Source organism: Castellaniella sp. UC4447_H14, assembly GCF_052978285.1.
Genome location: NZ_CM129666.1, coordinates 484,454 through 503,532 on the forward strand (window position 1 = coordinate 484,454; position 19,079 = coordinate 503,532).

32 protein-coding genes are annotated in these 19,079 nt (G+C 62.3%); 28 read left to right on the top strand and 4 right to left on the bottom strand.

The genetic code is table 11. The annotated features are described in order from the left end of the window. Positions 1 to 5 precede the first annotated feature (5 nt). The 28 genes from ACVCMJ_RS02360 to ACVCMJ_RS02495 all read left to right on the top strand — a co-directional run bounded on the left by ACVCMJ_RS02360 (position 6) and on the right by ACVCMJ_RS02495 (position 17,854). Entirely contained in the window at positions 6 to 506 is a 501-nt protein-coding gene (locus ACVCMJ_RS02360) for a structural cement protein Gp24 (protein WP_447079861.1), read from the top strand. Positions 507 to 508: 2 nt separating this feature from the next. Continuing rightward, positions 509 to 1,522, top strand: a complete 1,014-nt coding sequence (locus tag ACVCMJ_RS02365) for a DUF2184 domain-containing protein (RefSeq protein WP_447079862.1) — start codon at positions 509 to 511, stop codon at positions 1,520 to 1,522. A 51-nt stretch (positions 1,523 to 1,573) separates the two neighbouring features. Further along, positions 1,574 to 1,825: a hypothetical protein gene (locus tag ACVCMJ_RS02370; RefSeq protein WP_447079863.1), complete on the top strand. Its 252-nt coding sequence runs from the start codon at positions 1,574 to 1,576 to the stop codon at positions 1,823 to 1,825. Between the two features lie 3 nt (positions 1,826 to 1,828). Continuing rightward, on the top strand, positions 1,829 to 2,242 hold the full coding sequence (locus ACVCMJ_RS02375; RefSeq protein WP_447079864.1) for a DUF4054 domain-containing protein: 414 nt from the start codon (positions 1,829 to 1,831) through the stop codon (positions 2,240 to 2,242). Between the two features lie 11 nt (positions 2,243 to 2,253). Then, positions 2,254 to 2,724: a hypothetical protein gene (locus tag ACVCMJ_RS02380; protein WP_447079865.1), complete on the top strand. Its 471-nt coding sequence runs from the start codon at positions 2,254 to 2,256 to the stop codon at positions 2,722 to 2,724. Next, a complete protein-coding gene (locus tag ACVCMJ_RS02385; protein ID WP_447079866.1) occupies positions 2,721 to 3,119 on the top strand; it encodes a hypothetical protein in 399 nt (132 codons plus the stop codon). Before ACVCMJ_RS02380 ends, ACVCMJ_RS02385 begins: the two co-directional genes overlap by 4 nt. After that, positions 3,116 to 3,649 carry a phage neck terminator protein gene (locus tag ACVCMJ_RS02390; protein WP_447079867.1) on the top strand — a complete coding sequence of 178 codons (534 nt, stop codon included), beginning with the start codon at positions 3,116 to 3,118 and terminating at the stop codon, positions 3,647 to 3,649. Before ACVCMJ_RS02385 ends, ACVCMJ_RS02390 begins: the two co-directional genes overlap by 4 nt. A gap of 18 nt (positions 3,650 to 3,667) precedes the next feature. Then, positions 3,668 to 4,810 carry a DUF3383 family protein gene (locus ACVCMJ_RS02395; protein ID WP_447079868.1) on the top strand — a complete coding sequence of 381 codons (1,143 nt, stop codon included), beginning with the start codon at positions 3,668 to 3,670 and terminating at the stop codon, positions 4,808 to 4,810. A gap of 15 nt (positions 4,811 to 4,825) precedes the next feature. Continuing rightward, positions 4,826 to 5,242 (top strand): hypothetical protein, encoded by a 417-nt coding sequence (locus tag ACVCMJ_RS02400; RefSeq protein ID WP_447079869.1) that lies wholly within the window; start codon positions 4,826 to 4,828, stop codon positions 5,240 to 5,242. Next, positions 5,239 to 5,643 carry a hypothetical protein gene (locus ACVCMJ_RS02405; RefSeq protein WP_447079870.1) on the top strand — a complete coding sequence of 135 codons (405 nt, stop codon included), beginning with the start codon at positions 5,239 to 5,241 and terminating at the stop codon, positions 5,641 to 5,643. Before ACVCMJ_RS02400 ends, ACVCMJ_RS02405 begins: the two co-directional genes overlap by 4 nt. A gap of 17 nt (positions 5,644 to 5,660) precedes the next feature. Next, entirely contained in the window at positions 5,661 to 5,813 is a 153-nt protein-coding gene (locus ACVCMJ_RS02410; RefSeq protein ID WP_447079871.1) for a hypothetical protein, read from the top strand. A gap of 2 nt (positions 5,814 to 5,815) precedes the next feature. Then, the gene (locus ACVCMJ_RS02415) at positions 5,816 to 7,231 is read left to right on the top strand and encodes a hypothetical protein (RefSeq protein WP_447079872.1); all 1,416 of its coding nucleotides are present in this window, start codon (positions 5,816 to 5,818) and stop codon (positions 7,229 to 7,231) included. After that, the gene (locus tag ACVCMJ_RS02420) at positions 7,228 to 7,893 is read left to right on the top strand and encodes a phage baseplate protein (RefSeq protein ID WP_447079873.1); all 666 of its coding nucleotides are present in this window, start codon (positions 7,228 to 7,230) and stop codon (positions 7,891 to 7,893) included. The genes ACVCMJ_RS02415 and ACVCMJ_RS02420 overlap by 4 nt, the downstream gene beginning before the upstream one ends. Further along, the gene (locus ACVCMJ_RS02425; protein WP_447079874.1) at positions 7,890 to 8,192 is read left to right on the top strand and encodes a phage baseplate plug family protein; all 303 of its coding nucleotides are present in this window, start codon (positions 7,890 to 7,892) and stop codon (positions 8,190 to 8,192) included. Before ACVCMJ_RS02420 ends, ACVCMJ_RS02425 begins: the two co-directional genes overlap by 4 nt. Next, the gene (locus ACVCMJ_RS02430) at positions 8,177 to 9,568 is read left to right on the top strand and encodes a baseplate hub protein (RefSeq protein WP_447079875.1); all 1,392 of its coding nucleotides are present in this window, start codon (positions 8,177 to 8,179) and stop codon (positions 9,566 to 9,568) included. Before ACVCMJ_RS02425 ends, ACVCMJ_RS02430 begins: the two co-directional genes overlap by 16 nt. A gap of 42 nt (positions 9,569 to 9,610) precedes the next feature. Continuing rightward, the gene (locus ACVCMJ_RS02435) at positions 9,611 to 9,931 is read left to right on the top strand and encodes a hypothetical protein (protein WP_447079876.1); all 321 of its coding nucleotides are present in this window, start codon (positions 9,611 to 9,613) and stop codon (positions 9,929 to 9,931) included. A gap of 65 nt (positions 9,932 to 9,996) precedes the next feature. Next, positions 9,997 to 10,764, top strand: a complete 768-nt coding sequence (locus ACVCMJ_RS02440; RefSeq protein WP_447079877.1) for a Gp138 family membrane-puncturing spike protein — start codon at positions 9,997 to 9,999, stop codon at positions 10,762 to 10,764. Further along, the gene (locus ACVCMJ_RS02445; protein ID WP_447079878.1) at positions 10,761 to 11,123 is read left to right on the top strand and encodes a hypothetical protein; all 363 of its coding nucleotides are present in this window, start codon (positions 10,761 to 10,763) and stop codon (positions 11,121 to 11,123) included. The genes ACVCMJ_RS02440 and ACVCMJ_RS02445 overlap by 4 nt, the downstream gene beginning before the upstream one ends. A 1-nt stretch (position 11,124) precedes the next feature. Next, positions 11,125 to 12,342 (top strand): baseplate J/gp47 family protein, encoded by a 1,218-nt coding sequence (locus tag ACVCMJ_RS02450; protein ID WP_447079879.1) that lies wholly within the window; start codon positions 11,125 to 11,127, stop codon positions 12,340 to 12,342. Then, positions 12,339 to 12,983, top strand: coding sequence for a DUF2612 domain-containing protein (locus ACVCMJ_RS02455; protein ID WP_447079880.1), 645 nt, complete (start codon positions 12,339 to 12,341; stop codon positions 12,981 to 12,983). The genes ACVCMJ_RS02450 and ACVCMJ_RS02455 overlap by 4 nt, the downstream gene beginning before the upstream one ends. 3 nt (positions 12,984 to 12,986) lie before the next feature. After that, positions 12,987 to 13,895: a hypothetical protein gene (locus tag ACVCMJ_RS02460; RefSeq protein WP_447079881.1), complete on the top strand. Its 909-nt coding sequence runs from the start codon at positions 12,987 to 12,989 to the stop codon at positions 13,893 to 13,895. A gap of 828 nt (positions 13,896 to 14,723) precedes the next feature. After that, complete coding sequence (locus ACVCMJ_RS02465; RefSeq protein ID WP_447079882.1) at positions 14,724 to 15,479, top strand: DUF4376 domain-containing protein; 756 nt, start codon at positions 14,724 to 14,726, stop codon at positions 15,477 to 15,479. Between the two features lie 56 nt (positions 15,480 to 15,535). Further along, positions 15,536 to 15,757 (top strand): hypothetical protein, encoded by a 222-nt coding sequence (locus tag ACVCMJ_RS02470; protein ID WP_447079883.1) that lies wholly within the window; start codon positions 15,536 to 15,538, stop codon positions 15,755 to 15,757. Continuing rightward, positions 15,754 to 16,239 carry an HNH endonuclease gene (locus ACVCMJ_RS02475; protein WP_447079884.1) on the top strand — a complete coding sequence of 162 codons (486 nt, stop codon included), beginning with the start codon at positions 15,754 to 15,756 and terminating at the stop codon, positions 16,237 to 16,239. Before ACVCMJ_RS02470 ends, ACVCMJ_RS02475 begins: the two co-directional genes overlap by 4 nt. Further along, positions 16,236 to 16,769 (top strand): glycoside hydrolase family 19 protein, encoded by a 534-nt coding sequence (locus ACVCMJ_RS02480; protein ID WP_447079885.1) that lies wholly within the window; start codon positions 16,236 to 16,238, stop codon positions 16,767 to 16,769. Before ACVCMJ_RS02475 ends, ACVCMJ_RS02480 begins: the two co-directional genes overlap by 4 nt. Positions 16,770 to 16,829: 60 nt before the next feature. Then, entirely contained in the window at positions 16,830 to 17,039 is a 210-nt protein-coding gene (locus ACVCMJ_RS02485; protein WP_447079886.1) for a hypothetical protein, read from the top strand. A 25-nt stretch (positions 17,040 to 17,064) separates the two neighbouring features. Beyond that, positions 17,065 to 17,514, top strand: coding sequence for a hypothetical protein (locus ACVCMJ_RS02490; RefSeq protein WP_447079887.1), 450 nt, complete (start codon positions 17,065 to 17,067; stop codon positions 17,512 to 17,514). Further along, the gene (locus ACVCMJ_RS02495) at positions 17,495 to 17,854 is read left to right on the top strand and encodes a DUF1353 domain-containing protein (RefSeq protein WP_447079888.1); all 360 of its coding nucleotides are present in this window, start codon (positions 17,495 to 17,497) and stop codon (positions 17,852 to 17,854) included. The genes ACVCMJ_RS02490 and ACVCMJ_RS02495 overlap by 20 nt, the downstream gene beginning before the upstream one ends. Positions 17,855 to 17,940: 86 nt before the next feature. On the opposite strand, the gene ACVCMJ_RS02500 is transcribed toward ACVCMJ_RS02495, so the two are convergent. Genes ACVCMJ_RS02500 through ACVCMJ_RS02515 form a run of 4 tightly spaced genes read right to left on the bottom strand, consistent with a single transcriptional unit; the run spans position 17,941 to position 19,004 of the window. Further along, entirely contained in the window at positions 17,941 to 18,348 is a 408-nt protein-coding gene (locus ACVCMJ_RS02500) for a hypothetical protein (protein ID WP_447079889.1), read from the bottom strand. Beyond that, positions 18,338 to 18,574, bottom strand: coding sequence for a hypothetical protein (locus tag ACVCMJ_RS02505; protein ID WP_447079890.1), 237 nt, complete (start codon positions 18,572 to 18,574; stop codon positions 18,338 to 18,340). The genes ACVCMJ_RS02500 and ACVCMJ_RS02505 overlap by 11 nt, the downstream gene beginning before the upstream one ends. Next, on the bottom strand, positions 18,571 to 18,795 hold the full coding sequence (locus ACVCMJ_RS02510; protein WP_447079891.1) for a hypothetical protein: 225 nt from the start codon (positions 18,793 to 18,795) through the stop codon (positions 18,571 to 18,573). Before ACVCMJ_RS02510 ends, ACVCMJ_RS02505 begins: the two co-directional genes overlap by 4 nt. Then, complete coding sequence (locus tag ACVCMJ_RS02515; RefSeq protein WP_447079892.1) at positions 18,792 to 19,004, bottom strand: hypothetical protein; 213 nt, start codon at positions 19,002 to 19,004, stop codon at positions 18,792 to 18,794. The genes ACVCMJ_RS02510 and ACVCMJ_RS02515 overlap by 4 nt, the downstream gene beginning before the upstream one ends. Between the last annotated feature and the right edge of the window lie 75 nt (positions 19,005 to 19,079).

Below are 19,079 nucleotides of genomic sequence, written 5' to 3' on the forward strand. Positions count from 1 at the left end.
CGACCATGCCCATCACTGGCGGATACACGATCAACCACGGCGACCGGTATGCCGGCATGGTCGTCGATTCGGAGCTGAGTAATTCGGTCTCCAAACTGAACAAGACCGGCGCGACCATCCCCTGGGGGCTGTTCGTGGCCCGCGACGGCGACGGCGCCATCAAGCCCGTCACCGATACCACCACGGCCGCAAACATCGTCGGCGTGCTGCGCCGCGAGCTGAACCGCGCTCAACAGGATGGAGACGCGAGCGGTGCGCCCGATGGGCGTGACGCCACGGTCCTGACGGTCGGCACCATCTATGTGCAGACCCTCGGTGCCGTCGCTGCGGGCGACCCGGTGTATGCGGTCATAGGTACTTCCGGCGCTCCCGCCGTCAATCCCGGCATCGCGAACAACGCGGCGGGAACCACGGCGACCACCGGCGTGCAGATCACCGGGGCCCGCTTCAAGGAAACCACGACTGCGGCCGGGCTTGCCGCTATTTCCCTGGCTATCGGAGGTTAATGATGCCTAAAGTAACAGCCACTCTGGACCGGGACGTCCCGGCTCTGGGTCTGAGCGCCGGCCAAACCGTGTCATTCAGCGATGCACTGCCCACGGTCGACGACGGTCTGGCCTTCTACATCTCGCAGCTGGCCGCCGTCGAACCGCGCCTGTACGAGACCAAGTACCCCAACATCAACTTCCAGGAGCTGGTCCCGGTCAACACCGGAATCCCCGAATGGGTTGATACTGTTCCGTACATCAGCTACGACGCGGTGACACTCGGCAAATTCATCGGCGCCAATGCCGACGATCTGCCCAATGTCGCGATCAAGGCCAAGAAGGACACGGTGCCCGTGGGCTATGCGGGCAACTCCTTCGAGTACAGCCTGGACGAGCTGCGCAAGTCCCAGAAGCTGAATATGCCCATCGATCTCACGCTGGCCATGGCGGCCCGCCGGGGCGCGGAAGAGCACATGCAGCGCGTGGCGTATTTCGGCGATGCCAGCCGAAAGATGTATGGCCTCTTCAACCATCCGAACGTGACGGTGGATGCCACCAGTACGCTCGATTGGACCAACGCCGGCACCACGGGCAAGATGATCCTTGACAGCGTCAACGGCATGATCGGGGATGTCTGGAACCAGTCCACGGGTGTGCATGTTCCCAATACCCTGGTGCTGGCCGCCAAGCGTTGGACGTATCTGGCCACCACGATGGCCACGCAGTACGCGCCCGACAAGACCCTCCTGGAGATCCTGCAGTCGCAGAACCTCTTCACGCGTATGACCGGCCAGCAGATGAAGATCCTGCCGCGCTTCCAACTGGATGGAGCCGGAACCAGCGGCAAGGATCGCATCCTGATCTACGAGAACAATCCGGACAACCTCGTCATGTACGTGCCGATGTTCTGGCGGCCCACGGCTCCCCAGCCGCGCGACCTGAAGATCAAGGTTCCTGCCGAGTACAAGTGCTCGGGCACCGAGTTCCGGTACCCGATGAGCGCCGGGTACTTCGACCTGGCCTCGATGAGCTGATGGGGATAGGGGGCTTCGGCCCCCTTCATTTTTCCGACCAAGGAATACGACATGAAAGTGAAGAACACCTCCCGCAGCATCATCAAGCTGCTCAGCGGCGAGAACAAGGTCACCCTCAAGCCGGGCACTGAGGATGTCTACGACGTGGACGATTGCGACGACGTCCAGTACCTGATCGCCCGCGGCGATCTCATCGAGACGACGGCGCGCGCCGCGCGCAAGGCCGCGAAAGCGAGTGACGACGGCTCGAACGCCGGCAGCGACGCGAAGAAGACCGGCAGCGACGACAAGGGCTCCAAGTAAGCCATGGACATCACCCCGGCCATCGTCACGGACTTCCGGACCTACTTCAACGGCCAATTCGCCGATCCGCAGAAGTGGTCCGATGACGTTGTCATGGACCTGCTGTACCAAGCCGACACGGAGACGGGCGGCAGCGGCTGGGGTGAGTTCGCACTCGATAGCGGCAACTTCAAGCGGCGCGGCATGTACTACTTCGCCGCTGGCTGGCTCACCTTCCTGTACGGCGAGGACCCAGCCAACGGCATTGATCCGATCGCGCGGCTGAACGTGCAGGACAAACAAATCGGCGATGAGAGCGTGGCCTTCCGCGTGCCGCAGATGATGGAAGTCAACAACGATGCATTGACCTACACGGCCTACGGTCAGGCGTTCTATCGGCTGCGCAAGCGTGCCGGCATGGGGGCGAGGGTTATCTGATGGCTAGCGGCATGAGCATCAGGGGCCTGCAGGCCACCCAGCGGGCCCTCAAGCGTGAAATCGACAAGCTGCGCACGCCGTATTTCGCGCTGGTCGGGATCCACGAGTCCGCAGGCGTCGAGCCGAAAACCGACGGCATGACCGTGGCCACGCTGGGCGCGGTTCAGCACTTCGGCGACGGCAGCAAGATACCGGCGCGGCCGTGGCTGGACAAGGGAGCCGAGAGCGGCACCAAGGAATACGTGAGCACGATTCGTGAGGGCATCGAAGACGGGCTCGATGCCAAGCGCATCATGACCCGCGTCGGAATCGAAGCCGAGGGTGCGATCAAGCAGTACATCACCGATCTGGACACGCCGCCCAATGCGCCGGCCACGATCCGCAAGAAGGGCTCCAGCAACCCGCTGATCGACACCGGCAACATGCGGGCATCGGTCACATCCACTGTGGTCGCCAGGCGCCCAGAGGAAGGTTTGGAATGAGCGGACCTCTCGATATGGCCGGCCACATCGACCGGGTGTTTGAGTCCGCGTCCGTGGCGGTCAAGGCCTACGCAGAGGGCAACTACGACGGCGACGGCCTCTGGGTGCCGGGGGTGGCGATCGATGAGACCTACACGGCCAACATCCAGCCGCTCTCCGAGCGCGAGATCGACAACCTGATGCGCGCCGGTGTCCGGCTGCTGGATCCGCGCAAGATCTACATCAATTCGGGCGACCTCGCGAAACTCATCGTCGGGTATGACGTGGAGTTCGCCGGCGCGCTGTGGAAGGTCATCCGCTCCGACATCCGCCCGTGGCGCACGTACGCCAAGCTCGTCGTGAGCCGCTACGACAACCAGGCTGACCCGAACGCCCCAAGCCCTGACGCATCATGACGAACACCGACCTGTACAAGCTGCTGCGCCCCGCAGTGGCGACGGCCAGTGGTGTGCCCATGATCATCATGGCCGCACAGAACGCACCGGCCCCGGTGGGCAGCTATGCCTCCATCCATGTGCGCACGGATGTGGCCGAGCGCGGCATGGCCTTCAAGCGCAAGACGCTGCTCTCCGATAACCAGACCTTCGAGCATACGATCCGCAGCCAGCAGGAAGTCACCTGCGTGGTGGAGTTCTACCGCGCGGGCGCCAAAGAATATGCGGCCAACCTCCTGCAGATGGACAAGCGCGACGACATCGTGTGGGACCTCTTCAAGGTCGGCCTGAACATCATGCGCACGGGTCCCGTGCTGGATCTGACCGCGCTGCAGTCCGATCAGTACGAAGAGCGTGCGCGGGTGGATCTCTATCTGCGCATGGAAGTGGCCAGCACGTACGACATCAATCGAATCATGAAGGCGTCCGCCATCGTCCAGAACGAAGGCGGCACAGACATTCAATCCGCAACGGTTACGGTTCAGCCGTAAAACTCAAGGACCTACACAATGGCCTATCCTGCCGATCGCATCATCACCGTGAATGCGAGGATCAGCCCTGCCGGGCTGGGCTTCGCGAACTTCGGATCCATCACTGTGTTCGCCGCCGCGGCGGACGTCACCGACAACGCGCAAGTCACTGTCGATACCCGCAAGACGTACCTGGACATTCAGGAGGTGGCCGACGACTTCGCCGAGACCACCGAAACCTACAAGGCCTGCGCGGCATGGCTGGGCGGCACCCCCAAGGGGCGGCAGCTCACGGTCTGGATGACGGCCGCAGCTGATGCCAACATCACGGCGACGCTGAACAAGGCGCGGGACGCCTTCTGGTGGTACTGGACGGTGTTCACCGCGCCCGTGCTGGCTGTGCCGGCCAGCGTCACGGCCATTGCGGCCTGGTGCGAGGCGAACGCCAGCATGATGGTCAACAATCAGACTGGCGCGGCCGCTGCCAAGATTCGCGCCCAGAACGATACGACGGACATCGCAACGGCCCTCACAACGCTCGGTTACCGGCATGTCTTCACGGCCTGCCATGCAACTGAGGCCCAGGCGGGCACGTACCTGGCCAAGCACTTTGCCACCGTGAACTACAGCGCCGACCGGTCAACGATCACGGGCGAATTCAAGAAGTCGCCGGGCGTGGCCGCCGAGGACCTGAAAGGGTCCGAGATCGTCGCCATGGAAGCGAAGAACGCGACCTTCTATCCGATCGTGGAACTGCAGGGCAGCCAAGATGTGGGTCGGTGGCTGAACACGATCACGCACTCGACGTACAAGGAGTACATCGACGACGTGGTGAACCTGGACGCCTTCATCAACACGCTGACTGTGCGTCTGTACAACGCGCTCGCAAACGTCACGACCAAGCTCGAGCAGACCCCGCGCGGGCAGGCGGTGCTTCTTGCCACTGCCCGTCAGGTCGGCCAGCAATACATCGACAACAGCTATCTGGGCCCGCGCAACTACACGGACCCCGACGACGGCGTGGACAAGTACACCATCGGCTTCGAGATCCTCACCATACCCGAGGACATTCTGGATCTCACGCCAGAGGATCGCGGTGCGCGGCTTTCGGCCCCCATCCGGATGCGGCTGTTCCGGGCCGGAGCCATCCACAAGTCGATCATCGATCTCGACATCTACTAATCCGGAGCCGACGCAATGGCACTCGTAAATATCACCACCGAAAACACCGTCGTCACGGTCAATGGTCGCGAGATCACCGACTGGGGCAGCGCCGAGAATCCCGTCAACGAAGAACCCATCGACCCCGGCACCACGCTGCGCCGCGGCATGGGGGGCAACGCCGTGCGCTTGGATCGAACCAACCCGGGCCGGCGGGTGACGCTCAATCTGAACCCGGGCGGTGCGGATGCGGCCTACATGCAGGGTCTCTACAACTCCAAGGCCAATATCACCTACAGCCGGACCGTGATCGGGACGCTGGAAAACGCGGTCGGCAGCGAAGGCGCGATCGTGAACGATGGGGCCATTGAGCGGGCGGGTGGGGCGTCGATTTCCGATGACGTCTTCATCATGGAGTTCAACACCTTCACGACGCTGCGAGGCGGTGCATGAGCGAGACGGTCAAGTCCTTCGTCCTGAAGCATGGCGCCTACAACGTCGCGCGCGCCTCAGCCGTCGCCCAAGACGAGCTGCTGAGTCTGCTCACGCAGCCCCTGGTGCAGCGACTCTCGCAGTCCAAGCCGGGCGCGCCGGTTGACGAGGAGATGGTTTTCTACATGTTCCTCGCCATGCCTTATTCCGCGAAGCTCAAGATCGATGAGCTGATGCTCGACCGGGTCTTCAAGAAAGGCACGCAGCAGCAGATGACGCTGGCCGAGGCCGAGGTCATGGACTGGACCCGGCTGCGCGCGAAGGCCCTCATCTGGAACCTCGAAGGTTTTTTCAGCTACTGGGCAGACGCAAGCGCAAGAGAGGCGGCAAGCCAGGCGCAGGCCCCGTCAACTGGTATCTGATGCGGCCCTGCGCCGGGGTGAGCGGTATCTGCCCGCCGCTGTGCACCTGGGCGCAATTGTCCGACGGCACCTACTGCCTGGAGGATGTGGAGCGCTTCAACCAGGCGATCGATGAACTGGTGCGGGCGCATCGTGAGGCCCTGAAGGCCGCCAACCCGAAGAGACGCTGAAGATGGCCAAGGTTCTGCAGAATTTCCTGATCGGCGTGGGGCTCGATACAGAGGTCTACGACAAGGGGGCCAAGAAGGTTGAGTTCAGTCTTGGGCGCATGCGTTCCCTGGTGGGGCTCACAGGCGCTGCCATCGCCGGAGCGTTCGGCGCGGCCGGCGCGGCCGCAGTCGCCGCTGGCCAGCGCGTCGATCAGGGCGCGCTGAAATTTGAAAAGCTCAAGACAGCGCGTCAGTACGTCGTGGATTACGGGCGTGCCCTGGCGGCCCTTGGCGGGAATGCGGATGACGCCTACACGGCCATCAACTCCATCGAAGAGGCCCAGGCAAACCTCAAACTGAAAGGGCAGTTGGGGCCGCTGGAAGATGTGGCCCTTGCGCGTGGCGACATCGACGCGCTGATGAAAACCGGCAACGGCAAGGACTTCCTGCGCACGCTCGCGCCGATGGTCCAGAACATGAGCAAGGACCAGCAGCGGCTGGTGCAGGACGCTCTGCACCTGCCCGATGCCGTCATGCGCTCGCTGCGCGGCGGTGTGGACCAGTTGGACTTCGCGATCGCCCGCGCGCACGAACTGGCCGGGAATTTCGACAGTGCAACTGAATCCGCCCGGGATTTCAACAAGGAACTGGCAGAGTTCGATACGCGACTGGAGCGCATCGGCAACACGCTCGCGGAAAAGGTGCTCCCTGGCTTCACGGGGATTCTGCAATCCGCCGACGGCTTCCTTGATCGGCATAAGGACACCGTCGATTCGGTGGCGCAGGGCGCCGGCGAGCATCCTATGGCTACGGCACTCATGACCGGCGGTGGGGCCGCTTCGGCTGCTGGCGTTGCCCTGCGTGGCATTGGTCTCCGTGGCCTGGGCGTCGGGCTCTCGCGGCTGGGATATCCTGGCATGATCGCGGGCGGCGGCCTGCTGGCCTATGACGCGGCCAAAGACTGGACGTGGGGCGACTGGTGGAAGCAATCCACTGAGAGCGCCACAGATTCCTGGCGCAACTGGACCGGACAGAACGATCAGTCAGCGCTGCCGGACGCGCCGGTGGGCTCTGCCGTGCCCGACGTTGCGCCGGGCAGCATCACGCCTGCCGAGGCGCTGCCCACCAATCCAAACGCCTACGGCGCCGTCGGAGGACCTGGGCTGCGCATGCGGCCCGAAGCGCTGCCTGCGAACCCCGCGATGTACGGCTATGTGACGCCCGCGGAAGGCGCCAGCGTGAATCCCGACGTCGTGATGATCCGTGATCAGCGCGAACAGGCCGGATTGCAGTCCATGCCGCCGCGCGTGGATGTGCAGAATCACCTGGACGTCAGGATGGAGCTGGATGGTCGGGCATTCGACAAGCGCGTAACGGAAGTCGTTGAACGCCGCGAACAGACCACACAAGACGACATCATGTCTTCGGTGAACCGATGAGCATCCTCAGCATCCTGACGCGCCAGTCCGCCACCATCGCCGGCTACCAGTTCGATGCCGTATTGGAAGATACGTTTGAGGCGTCCGTTGAACTGACGCGCTATCCCGTCGAGTCAGGCGTGAAGGTGGCCGATCACCGGATCATCCAGCCGATTGCCTACTTCATTACGGGGGCTGTCAGCAACAACCCGCTGAAGATCATCGATGCGACCGGGCTCATTGCGGGTGGGCTATCGAACCTCATGGCCAAGAATCCGCTGGTGGCCACCATCGCGGGCCTCTCGGCCGGGTTCCTCGCTGGCACGAGCTTCACACGCGCCTCCAGCACGCTGCAGTTCCTGATGGACCTTATGAGGACAGGCCTGCCGTTCGATGTGGATGCCGTGGACACCCAACTCAAGAACATGGTCATCACTCGCCTGTCCAGGGACCGGACCCCCGAGGTGGAAAACGGCCTCGTTTTCGTGGCGGAGATGCATGAGCTGGTACAGCTCGATCGCCTGTCGGACTTCACGCAGCCCGGCCAGGATCAGCTTGCGGACGGAGACCCGGCCAAGTCGGGCGCTGCGGCGACGATCAATGGCGGACAGCAGGTCGGCAGCGCACCGAGCGCCGCCACGACCTACGCGGTGAACTTGGCTGATGGGGTGACACAGCAATGATCGAGGTCACACTGAAAGCGGGCAGCGCCAACGCCCACCAGACGTTCACGCAGCGCCTGGGCGACAACCTGCTGGAATTCCGCGTGAACTTCCTGGCCTACCAGGAATTGCCGCTGTGGACGATGGATATCTATCGCGATGGCGCGCCGGTGGCGCTGGGCATGGCGCTGAACGCCGGCGCCGTGCTGACCCATTCCTACAACCTGCCAGACGACATCGGCCGCTTCATTTTCGTGGGCGCTGAGGCCACGCTGGACAACCTGGGCACGGACAATCATTTGGTATGGCTACCGGCATAAACCAATACCTGCGCCGATGGTCGATGCTGGTAAACGGCAAGCCGTTCATCGATGCGACGGACGGGCGCCAGTTCAGGGTGGTGTTCGATATCGACATCGAGCCGGGCGGCTCGTATTCCCGAGCAGATATCCGGCTTTTCAATCTGGCCGAGAGCACCAAGATTTCGACGCACGATGACATCATCCTGAACGCCGGATACCAAAGCAGCTTCGGCGCGATCTTCACGGGATCTGTCGCCAATGTATTTTTGGAGCGCAACGGCCCCGACCTCGTCACTCGCCTGACCTGCAGTACAGCCAATGCCAGAACACGCGGGGTTGTGTCAATTCCGTTCGGCGCAGGCGCTCGTCTGACGGACGTACTCAAGGCTGTGACCAAAGAGTGGCCGCTACGTCTGCAAATCGATGAATCCCAGTTCACAGCCAAGGATTCGTTTCCAACCGGCTGGACGGCTCACGGAGACCCCGTGCAGATCCTGGAAGATCTGGCGCGAATGTTCGATTTCGCCTGGGTGGTAGACCAAGGCGATCTCGTAGTGACGCGCCCCGACAGGGAGCGCACCACAGGCGTCGTGGATGTGAACGAGTTCACTGGCATGGTCGGCATGCCCACCATCAATCGCGGTCCGTCCGGCCTTGGTGTATTCGTCACGGCTCGCGTGAACCCGTTCATCCGAATCAATAGCCGCATCAATCTGACAGCCAAGTACGCGACCTACAGCGACCAGTCGGCGTATCTGCAGGAATTCACAGGCAAGGCGAACGGCATTTTCAATGTCCTGCGCCTTATGTACCGCGGGGACTCATTCGGCGATGACTGGGACGTGCAGATTGAGGGATTGCGAGCCGGGACCGCCGAGCCGCCAGCCTCCGAAGGCGGCGGCCTCGTATGGGGTGCGCGGGTGCCGCAGGATTTCCGCACGAAGGTGCGGGAGATCGCCAAGAACCTGAACCTGAATCCCGACTGGCTCATGGCGGTGATGGCCTTTGAAACCGGCAAAGACTTCAAGGCATACACACGCAACAAGGTTTCCGGTGCCACGGGCCTGATTCAGTTCATCCCAAGCACGGCGCGCGGAATGGGCACGTCTACCGCGCAACTGGCCGGCATGTCGGAGGTTGAGCAGTTGGATTGGGTGGAAAAGTATTTCAAGCCATACGCGCCAAATATCCACAACATGAGCGATTGCTACATGGCTGTGCTGTGGCCGGCGGCTATTGGAAAATCAGATGACTACGTGCTGTGGACGCAAGGCAGCATCGAATACACGCAGAATGCTGGCCTTGACATCAACCATGACGGCACGGTGACGAAAGCAGAAGCCGCGAGCCGGGTGAATCGCGCGTATATGGAAGGGCAGGCACACAAGAGGTGACGTGCAGTAACATCAAGGCGTACTCCTCATTCGGGCGTAGCTATGAATGCACTTCTGGTTCCTTTGTTGTTTCTGTCTCTGTTGTCCCCCGCGTTCGGCTCAACCTCCGATTGCGATGCGATATCCAGGCTGGCCAAAGCGGTGATGACCGGACGACAAGGCACCGATGCTATGGCTGACATGATGGATAGAGTCATGAAATCTGACCTGAACGACTACACCAAAAACGTCGGCAAGAAGGTGATTATTTCTGCGTACGAAGATCAGCGACACTATGTGGACTGGGCCATCGAGAAGGAAATTGTTGAATTTCAGAACCGGTGGTACATGAAATGCATAAAAGGAAAGATCGACGAGAAATAGATTCCGTCAGTTGACTTTCCACCATGACCACAACCGCCTTCGGGCGGTTTTTTATTGGCCACCCAATGCCCACAGCACAATCTCAATCGACGCAATCATCAAGGCTCTTCCGTACGGCCTTCGCGGAGATGATGAAGGGCGTGTGCACGGCAGCGCCTGGGCATGTCCTGACGTTCGACCCCGTGTTGCAGCGTGCCCAGGTGCAAGTGGGAGTGCAGACAGTGGCCGCCAGCGGCGCCACGTCTGAGCCGCCTCCCATCGTTGACGTGCCCGTGCTCTTCCCCGGCGGGACGCAGTTTGCAGTCATCCACCAGGTGGGTCCGGGCGACGAGGGCCTGATCATCTTCTCGCAGCGCTGCGTGGACGGCTGGAAGCAGACCGGGGGCGTGGCCACGAATCCGCTCGCCCGGTTCCACGACACGCACGACGCTTTCTTCGTTCCCGGATTCAGGCCGCTTCCGACGCGCCTGCCAGGTTTCGTCAGTGACGGCGTTCGCATGCAGTCCGCCGATGGCACTCGTCACGTCTGGGTCAAGGCGAGCGGCGAAATCATCGCGGACAACAGCGCTGGCCAGGTGCAGATAGCGCCCGATGGGGCTGTCAATGTGACGGCAGCCACTACCGTCAACATCACGAACGGCGCCGGCACGATCCAGATGGCGGCCGACGGCACAGTGACCATCAACGGCGTGGCGTTCGCTCCGGACGGCAAGATGACATCCAACACCACGATGACAGTTGCCGACGTCATCGTCGGCGGCATCAGCACCAAGACCCACAAGCACACCGGCGTTGTGGCTGGCGGCGCCGTCTCTGGAGGGCCCACAAATTGATGCAGGTACGTAGGCTCGATGATTCGGGCGATCTGGTAACGCGCGGACAAATATTCCTGTCGGCCCGGGAGGCCATCGCGCAGACCATCGTCACGCGGCTGAAGCTGTTCCTCGGAGAATACTTCCGCGACGTGACGGACGGCACGCCGTGGTTCCAGCAGATTCTGGGCAAGTTCGAGAACCTGAACTCGGTCGAGGCCCTGCTGCGCAACCGCATCGCGCGCACTCAGGGTGTTGTGCGGCTCCTGTCGTTTGGGCTGCAGTTCGACCAAGACACGCGCACGCTCTCCGTGCAGTCCGAAGTGCTCACGACCTACGGCGAGGCCGACGTGCAGTTTTCCAAATCCCTGACGGTGTGACATGGCAGACCTAACTCCAAGCGGCTACTCGGTGAAGAGCCAGAACGACTGGTTTGCCGATGAGCGCGCGCTCTACCTGGACATCGATTCCCAATGGATCCTGGACCCGTCCAGTCCGGACGGCCTAAAGGTCGCGCACGATGCCGAGATCTTCTCCGCACTCGATGAGGCGCTGTACCGCGCCTGGGCCAGCAAGGACCCCGAGAAGGCCGCGGGCATAGACCTGGACGCGATATCGAGCATCACGGGCACCTTCCGCAATCCGGGCACCCCGTCCAACGTGGATCTGACGTTCACCGGCGTGTCCGGTTCACAGATTCTGGCGGAGAGCATCGTCGAGGCCGCCGATACTGGCAGTCGCTGGATCACGGACCAGACGTTCACGGTGCCCGCCGGCGGTACCGTGGTGGTGCCGGCGCATTGCGACCAGACCGGCCCGGTCCAGGCGGAGCCGGGCACCATCACCAGGATCATCACGACGATCGCGGGTGTGTCGGCTGTCACGAACGTGAACCCGGCCACGCCGGGCACGGACCCAGAGAGCAATTCGGGTCTTCGCATCCGGCGTCGGCTCGCCGTGGGGCGCCCCGGCAACAACCAGGTGGACTCGCTCTACGGAGAGCTGTCGAACACGGCGGGGGTGCGCCGAGTGAAGATCTACAACAACCCCACGGGCAGCGCCTCGGTAGATGCGGACCTGAATCCACACGGATTGCCCGCGCACTCCAACACCATCCTGGTGGATGGCGGCATTGCCAGCGACATCGCAATGGCGATCTACCTGAAGAAGAACCCCGGGGTGTTCCTGAACGGGGATGGCACGGTCATACAGGAATGGGTCACCTCGCCCACGATCGCCACCCACCAGCAACTCATCACCTTCGGCATCCCAACCTACGTCGATGTAGTCGTGGCGGTGAACATCAAGGACGATGGGACGCTACCTGACGATCTCGAGACCCAGATCAAGGCCGCCATCATCGCGTTCGCCGCGGGCGAGTCGCCGTCCGGTGTGGACGGTTTCAAGGTGACGGGGTTCGACATCGGCGAATCGGTCCCGATCTCCACGATGTACACCCCCATCAACCAGGTCATCGGCAAGTACGGCAACTCGTATGTGACCAGCCTCACCCTGGATGGCGCAGCCGCCAATAGGGCAATCGCCTACAACCAGTTGAGCCGCTGGCTGGATGCCAACATCACGGTGACCACGTCATGATCGAGAATGTGCCGCAGCGCGCCTACTCGCAGTATCGCAACCAGCCGAAGTTCATGGGCTGGCTGGCTATCGCGCGGCGCATGGGCGGCTCCATCTACGATGCGGCCGTCGCCGTGCGCGGATCCTACGATATCGACACCGCGCAGGAGGCGCAGCTCGATATCATCGGGCGCATCGTTGTCTATAGCCGGGATTTCATCGGTCAGTTGACCATGCAGACCGCCGAGTTCGATGCGGCCGACGGCGCCGAGTGCGGAGATATCGACGCGATCTTTTCCGAGTCGCGAGTGTCGAACGATGCTCAGATGGCCGACGACCTTTATCGGCTGGCTATCAAGGCCAAGATCATGAAGAACACGGGCGACGCCACCGTGGAGAGCATCATTGAAGAGATGATGTTTCTCGTCGGCCCGAGTTTCCTTCGCATCAATGATCTGCCGGACATGCGGTTCTCCATCGAGTTCGCCGGAAACCTGACAGAACTCCAGCGGTGGGCGCTATTCAACGCCAACCTGGTACAGATTCCGCAGGGCGTGCTGTTCATGGGATTTATGGAACTCACCGATATTGTCGAATTCAACGACGCCGATATGGAATTCGGCGACGACGATGCGCAGTTTGCTGACCTTATTAATGGATGATTTATGGCAATCAATCTCGATGACCGATACCCTGGGCGCGCGAACGGAAAGACGCTCGATTATCCGCAGGGCAGTTTCAAGAATCGCACGTCGCCGACATCCAAGGACGGCACGTATCTTGAGCAGGACTGGGCCAACGATCAGCTGGCCTTTTTTCAGGCCATGCTGGCGGCTGCGGGATTGACGGCCAACGGCACTGTGGACACCGCGCAGGCGTCCCAGTATTTCGATGCCCTCAAAGGTGTCATCGATGGCAAGATCAGCGACACCGCTCGGGTTGCCGCTTTCGCTGAACTGGACGCCATGGCCTCCGACCAGGGCCCGATCATCTGCACCGACATGGGCGGCTACCTGTACAAGTGGACGACGTCTCCCTATTTCACGGGCTACCGCAACGTCCGATGCGGCAACATACCGACCACGTTCGCGGCGAGTCCGCGGGCCTGGGAGGCGTCGTTGACCGGCGGTGTTTGGTCGATGGCCGATCCCAAGCAGAAGCGGCTGATCGCCTGGTTCCAGGAACAAGGCAAGACGGTGCCCAGCGCAAACTGGATCAAGGGGCAGGGCATGATCGCCGACCTCGGCTCGGGGAACTGGAAGGCCCCCGACGAGCAGGACATGTTCTGGCGCGTGGCGGGGACTGACGCTGACACTGCGAATGCGAGGCTGGCAGGAGCCCACCAGAATGATGCCTTGCAGAACGTCGTCGGAACTCTGAATGCGTCGAATATTCGGAACGGCGTCGCTACTGGCGCATTCGCCGCGAATCTGGCCGGTGCACAGGCCGCCGGTTCAATTAGCGATAGCCTTTCCGACACAACAGGCTTCAGTTTTGATCCTTCGCGTGTCGCCCGGACGTCCGTCGAAACGCGTGGGTCCAACACCGCTGTCGCTCCGGTCATCCTCATTTAAATCAGGATCACAGGCGCCACTCGAGTGTGCTTTGGGGCCGTTTCCATACCGACGCGAGGGCTTCCATGGACACCGTCGCTAATAGCCTCTTTGACATACTCACCACCCGTGTTTCTCACATTATTGGTACCTGCTTGAGGCCAGTTTCCTGGTGATGCGACGACATTGTTGAACTGCCTGTCGCTTGCATTAGCGTAGGTCGAATGCCAGTGTCCCTGTACGGTGTCGCCCTTATAGCTACCAGGAGTCGTCGCATTCGCAGCAGCACGGTCAGATCAGTATCACCGGAGCGACACGCGTGTGTACGGGCGCTGTTTCCATGCCGATGCGTGGCGTACCGTGAACGCCGTCTGTTATTGGCTCTCTCACGCCCGATCCGTCACCCGGATCTGTGTTACCTGCACTGAAAACGCTACTGCTACTACCCGATCCCCCAACCGATGAGGTGTAGTGGCGGTGATTGTGACCCTGCAGTGTGTCGGCCTTGTGTGCTCCTGCCGGCGCTGCATTCGCAGGAACGCAGTCACACCAGGATCACCGGAGCGACACGAGTATGCACGGGCGCTGTTTCCATGCCGACCCTGGGAGTGTCGTGAGCCCCATCGGAAATAGCTCCTCCTATGGTGTCCGCTGGTCCTTGCGCAGAGACAGTAGGTCGTTCGTTGGATGCGTAGAGGGCTCCAGAGTTGGCGCTCCCCATGTTGAAGGTATGCGAGTGCCCCTGCAGCGTATCTGCTCTATATATCCCGGCGCTCGCCGGATTCGCAGTTCTGTAGTCACTTAACTTTTTCAAACCCTGTTGCCCCGCCTGTCGGGGCTGGAGTCGCTATGCTTACCGTCTATCAGATTGATGATCGAGCTCTGCTGCTGGGCGACCCGCCGTATGCGCGTCAGGCGCCCGCGAAGGGGCATCTGCAGGTCTTAGCCGCGCCGCCGGCGGTCCCTGCCGGTCACGTCGCCCGCTGGGTAACCGCTCAGCATCCCGTCATCGACACGAAAACCTATGGCAACCCGGGCACGGGCACGTGGGAACTGGTTGAAGACCACCGAAAAGACAAGCTGTACGTGACCTCCGACGGGTCCCCGTACACGATCGATGCCGAAGTCGACGGCCAGACCTACACCGGCGTGGACGTGCTGCCCGCGTGGCTCTCGACAATCGAGCGGCCTGGCAAAAACTACAACTGGACGGCCGGGGCCTGGGTCCTCGACGTTGCGGCCCAGCTTGCCGATGATCAGGCGGCACAGACCGCGCTGATGGAACAGGCCTACAGCAATGCAGTTGCGCAGGACGTGACCTTCAAGACGGCGGCCGGCGTGACGAAAACCTATCAGGCCGACGCCGACAGCCAGGACATCCTGAACAAGACGCTCAACGTCTGCAAAACGGCGGGGGCCGTGCCTGACGGCTTCTGGTGGAAGTCGAAGGACAACACGCTGGTGCCGTTCACGCTGGCAGACCTTGGTGGCTTGGCGTCCGCGATGCTTGATCAGGGCTGGGCGGCGTTCCAGATCCTGGCGGCGCGGAAAGCCGCAATCACTGGCGCCACGACCTCTGCCGCCGTGAAAGCCATCAACTGGTAATCCCCACAACCCGTCACCGTCACGCCGCCACGAGCGGCTTTTTTATTGGATGCGTCATGCCCCAAGACGATATTTCAGCGCTCTCCGCGAAACTCGATTTTCTGATCGGCCGCGTCAAGGAGCTCGAAGAACAGGTCAAGGAGAACAGCAAGAGGTTTTCCTACATGCAGCGTCAGTTCGACGAGTCCAAGGGCGCTCTGGGGCTCATCAAGACCATGGCTTGGCTCGCGGGAATCGGTGCGGCGGTGTGGGTCGCATTTCACGGAGGGCGGCCGTGACCGTCGAACAGATCCACGAAGAGCGCGAAACCCTGACCGTCGACGTCAACATCCCGGGCCACGACCCACGCAAGGCCACGGCTCTATTCGAGCGCACCCGCCGGCTGCTCATTGCGCGCGAGGGCGGCCGCTGCTGGGTGTGCGGCAGGACGGCCGAAGAGTCCGGCCACCCGCTGGAGGCCCACCACCATCCCATCGAACGCAGTTTCGCGGAAATGATCGACTGGTCTCCCGGCTCGCTTATCCGGCGGGATTTCCCGGCGTTCGACTGGGCGCACTTCGACCCCACGGATCCCTACAGCTTTGTGGACGACATGACGGTCAACGGCCGGCTGCTGTGCAAGGACCACCACATCGGGCGCGACGAGGGTATCCATGCGCTGCCGTACCCAATCTGGCTGGCTCAGCGCTACGGCAAGGCTGGGTACAAGTTCTCGGACATCGAGATCATCCACCACGATCAAGAGGCCGGGACCGCATGAACATGACCAAGGGACAGTTTCTCGCAGCCTCCGGTCTGAGCATTGCCATGACTGAGCGCTGGTACCCGGTGGTCGAGGCGGCGATGTTCGAGCGTGCCATCGTTTCCCCGCCGCGCGCGGCCATGTTCATTGCCCAAGTGGGGCACGAGACCATGGGGTTCGTCCACACGATCGAGATATGGGGGCCGACCGCCGCACAGCGCGGGTATGAAGGCCGCAAGGATCTTGGCAACACGCAGCCGGGGGACGGCAGCCGGTATCGGGGCCGGGGGCTTCTTCAGATCACCGGCCGATCCAACTATCAGGCCGTGTCTGACGCACTAGGCGTGGACTTCGTGGGCACACCCAGTCTGTTGCAGCAAGACGTGTATGCAGCCCGGTCCGCCGCCTGGTGGTGGGCAGCACACGGCTGCAATGAGCTTGCCGATACCGGCGGCGTGGCGGCCGTCACACGGCGCATCAACGGCGGGTTGAATGGCCTGGCGGATCGTCAGCGCCGGTACGGCATCGCCCTGGAGGCTCTGTCGTGACGTTCGCCGATTTCCTCGTTTATTGGTACTTCGGCCTTCGGGCCATTTATGGAGCCTCAAATGGCAAATCCAATCCTCGTATCCAGCGGCGTGACCGTGACGGCCGCCAGCATCGTGCCCGCCGTGGAATGGGCGCTGAACGGCTTTCACGGCGGCGTACCGGAGTCCGTCGCCTCGCTGTTGGCCGGCGTCCTGGTCGCTGTCGTGCATGCGGGCTTGAACTGGCTGAACAACCGCAGCACCCCCACCCAGACGCCGCCGGCGGCCTGAATTTCAACCCACCACAGGATCTACCATGCGAAAAATCCGTATCGCGGCTTTGGCCGCCTTTTTTGTGCCCGTCATCTTCCTGGCCGGCTGCGCCTCGATGCAGGGACCCGACCATGCGGCGGCCTCATTTTCAGCCACGGCTGCAAAGGTCTGTGCTGTCGTGCAACCCACCATTGCATCAGTTCAGGCCCAGGCTACGCTTCTGAGCCCGCCGCTGTCGGCCGATGATCAGGCCAAGCTCACAGGGGCCTCGGCGGCGGTGGGCACGTTCTGCGGAACGACGGCAACGGCAACCAGCGCAACCGCACAGGGAATGCTCAACGCCACCATCCCGGTGGTGTCCGGCATCATCGCCAATTCCAGCCTGAGCGCGAGCTCCCGCAATGCCTTCTTGCTGTCGCTCGCCGGCGTGCAGACGGCCGCCAACATCCTGATTGCGCAAGCGGAGGCGTCCCGTGGCGCGGTTTCTCAATAAGCTGCGAGTCGAAGAGACGGACGACGCGGGTAGTGGCCGGTGGCGGCTGCTCGCAGCGCTGCTCTACCAGTCCGATATCTTCGGCCACCTGATCGCGGTGCCGGCCGGGTTCGTGACGGACTTCGGGTCAGTGCCGCGGTTGCCGTTCGCCTATGCGTGGTTCGGCGACATCGCGCACGACGCCGCGACGGTGCATGACTGGCTGTACTCGGTTCACCGCACCAGCCGGCGCACGGCCGACGCTGTGCTGCGCGAGGCCATGGCCGCCACGGGCGTGTCGTGGATCCAGCGCTGGGCCTGGTGGCTGGGGGTGCGGCTCTTCGGGGGCTCGCACTGGTAGACCGCCTTTACACCAGGTGGAAAGATGGAATGTCGCCGGTCTCTCTTCGGAGGGGCCGGCGGCTTTTTGCGTTTGTGAGAGGGTGGCTACGGGCCGCCGCGGGACCCCAGTGTTGCACGCCGCTGGCTGGCTGCGCCCGTGCTGCATCCGTGCTTGCCGCAAAAGGCTTCGAGCGTCATTGTTCGCAGGTCGTCGGATCGGGCGGCCCACCACTCATCCCATGACCAGCGGATGCCGATCTCGGCACGCATGCGGTTCACGGTGCTGCGGCTGATGGGTAGCACCACATCGCGCGGGCGTGTGGCCTGAAGGTACTGGGCCAACTCGGCAGTGATGATCGTGGCCACGCCACGCCCGCCGGGTCCTCTGGTCTCTCCACTTGGCCAGCCGATCAAGACGTCGAAGCCGTGGGCCGTTGGCCGAAGCTCGCGTACATCCCATTCGACGCCGGCGTAATCGGTAGCACGCCCGATGATCTGAGCTCTACGCGCCATCGAGCGCCTCCAGCGCCGCCTGCACCTTGTGCTGAGGCAGAGAGCGTAGGGCGCCGGCATTGGCTCGACAGTAGACCCCAGTGCGCTGGTTACGCACAAGCGCGCCCGTGCCGTCGGCGTCCGTCACCGTGCCGATGATTTCCCAGCCGGGGAGGGTGTCGAGATTGTAGAGCGCGGGTTTGCCAGGCACCTCTACCGTGACCCTAGATCTGTGGGTGCGGCTCATCGCGTGATCTCGTCTAGCCTGGCCTGCGCGTCGGCGTGGTCGATGGCACGATCCGCCTCGCCCAACTGTGCGTAGGCCAAGCTCATGATGCGCCAGACGTCGGCGATGGAATGAGCAGACAGCCCGACTGATGCGAGGCTGCTGAAGCCGGCCATGTGCCGGTAGGCGGCGCGGTAAACAACCCGAGCGCCGTATCGACGAATTGCCTCCCGCGTGCTCATGACTTGAGCAAGTCCGAGAACGTCAGATCGGCATCCGGAAGCTCCGCATTGATCGCCGCCGCAATTCGGGTGGCGGCATCGTGGCTGCCCACAAAGGCCACCACATGATCGTTTACGACGTGACCAATCTTGCGGCCGGCATGGTCTGGGTTGGTGAATGCCGAGCCGTCGCTGGTGTTGACCCAGGTGATGTACTGGATGTCTTGCATGTTGATCTCCTATGATCTGGAGCCTGATCCGGCGGCTCGCCCGTGGCAACCGTTCTCGATCACCATGCATTCATT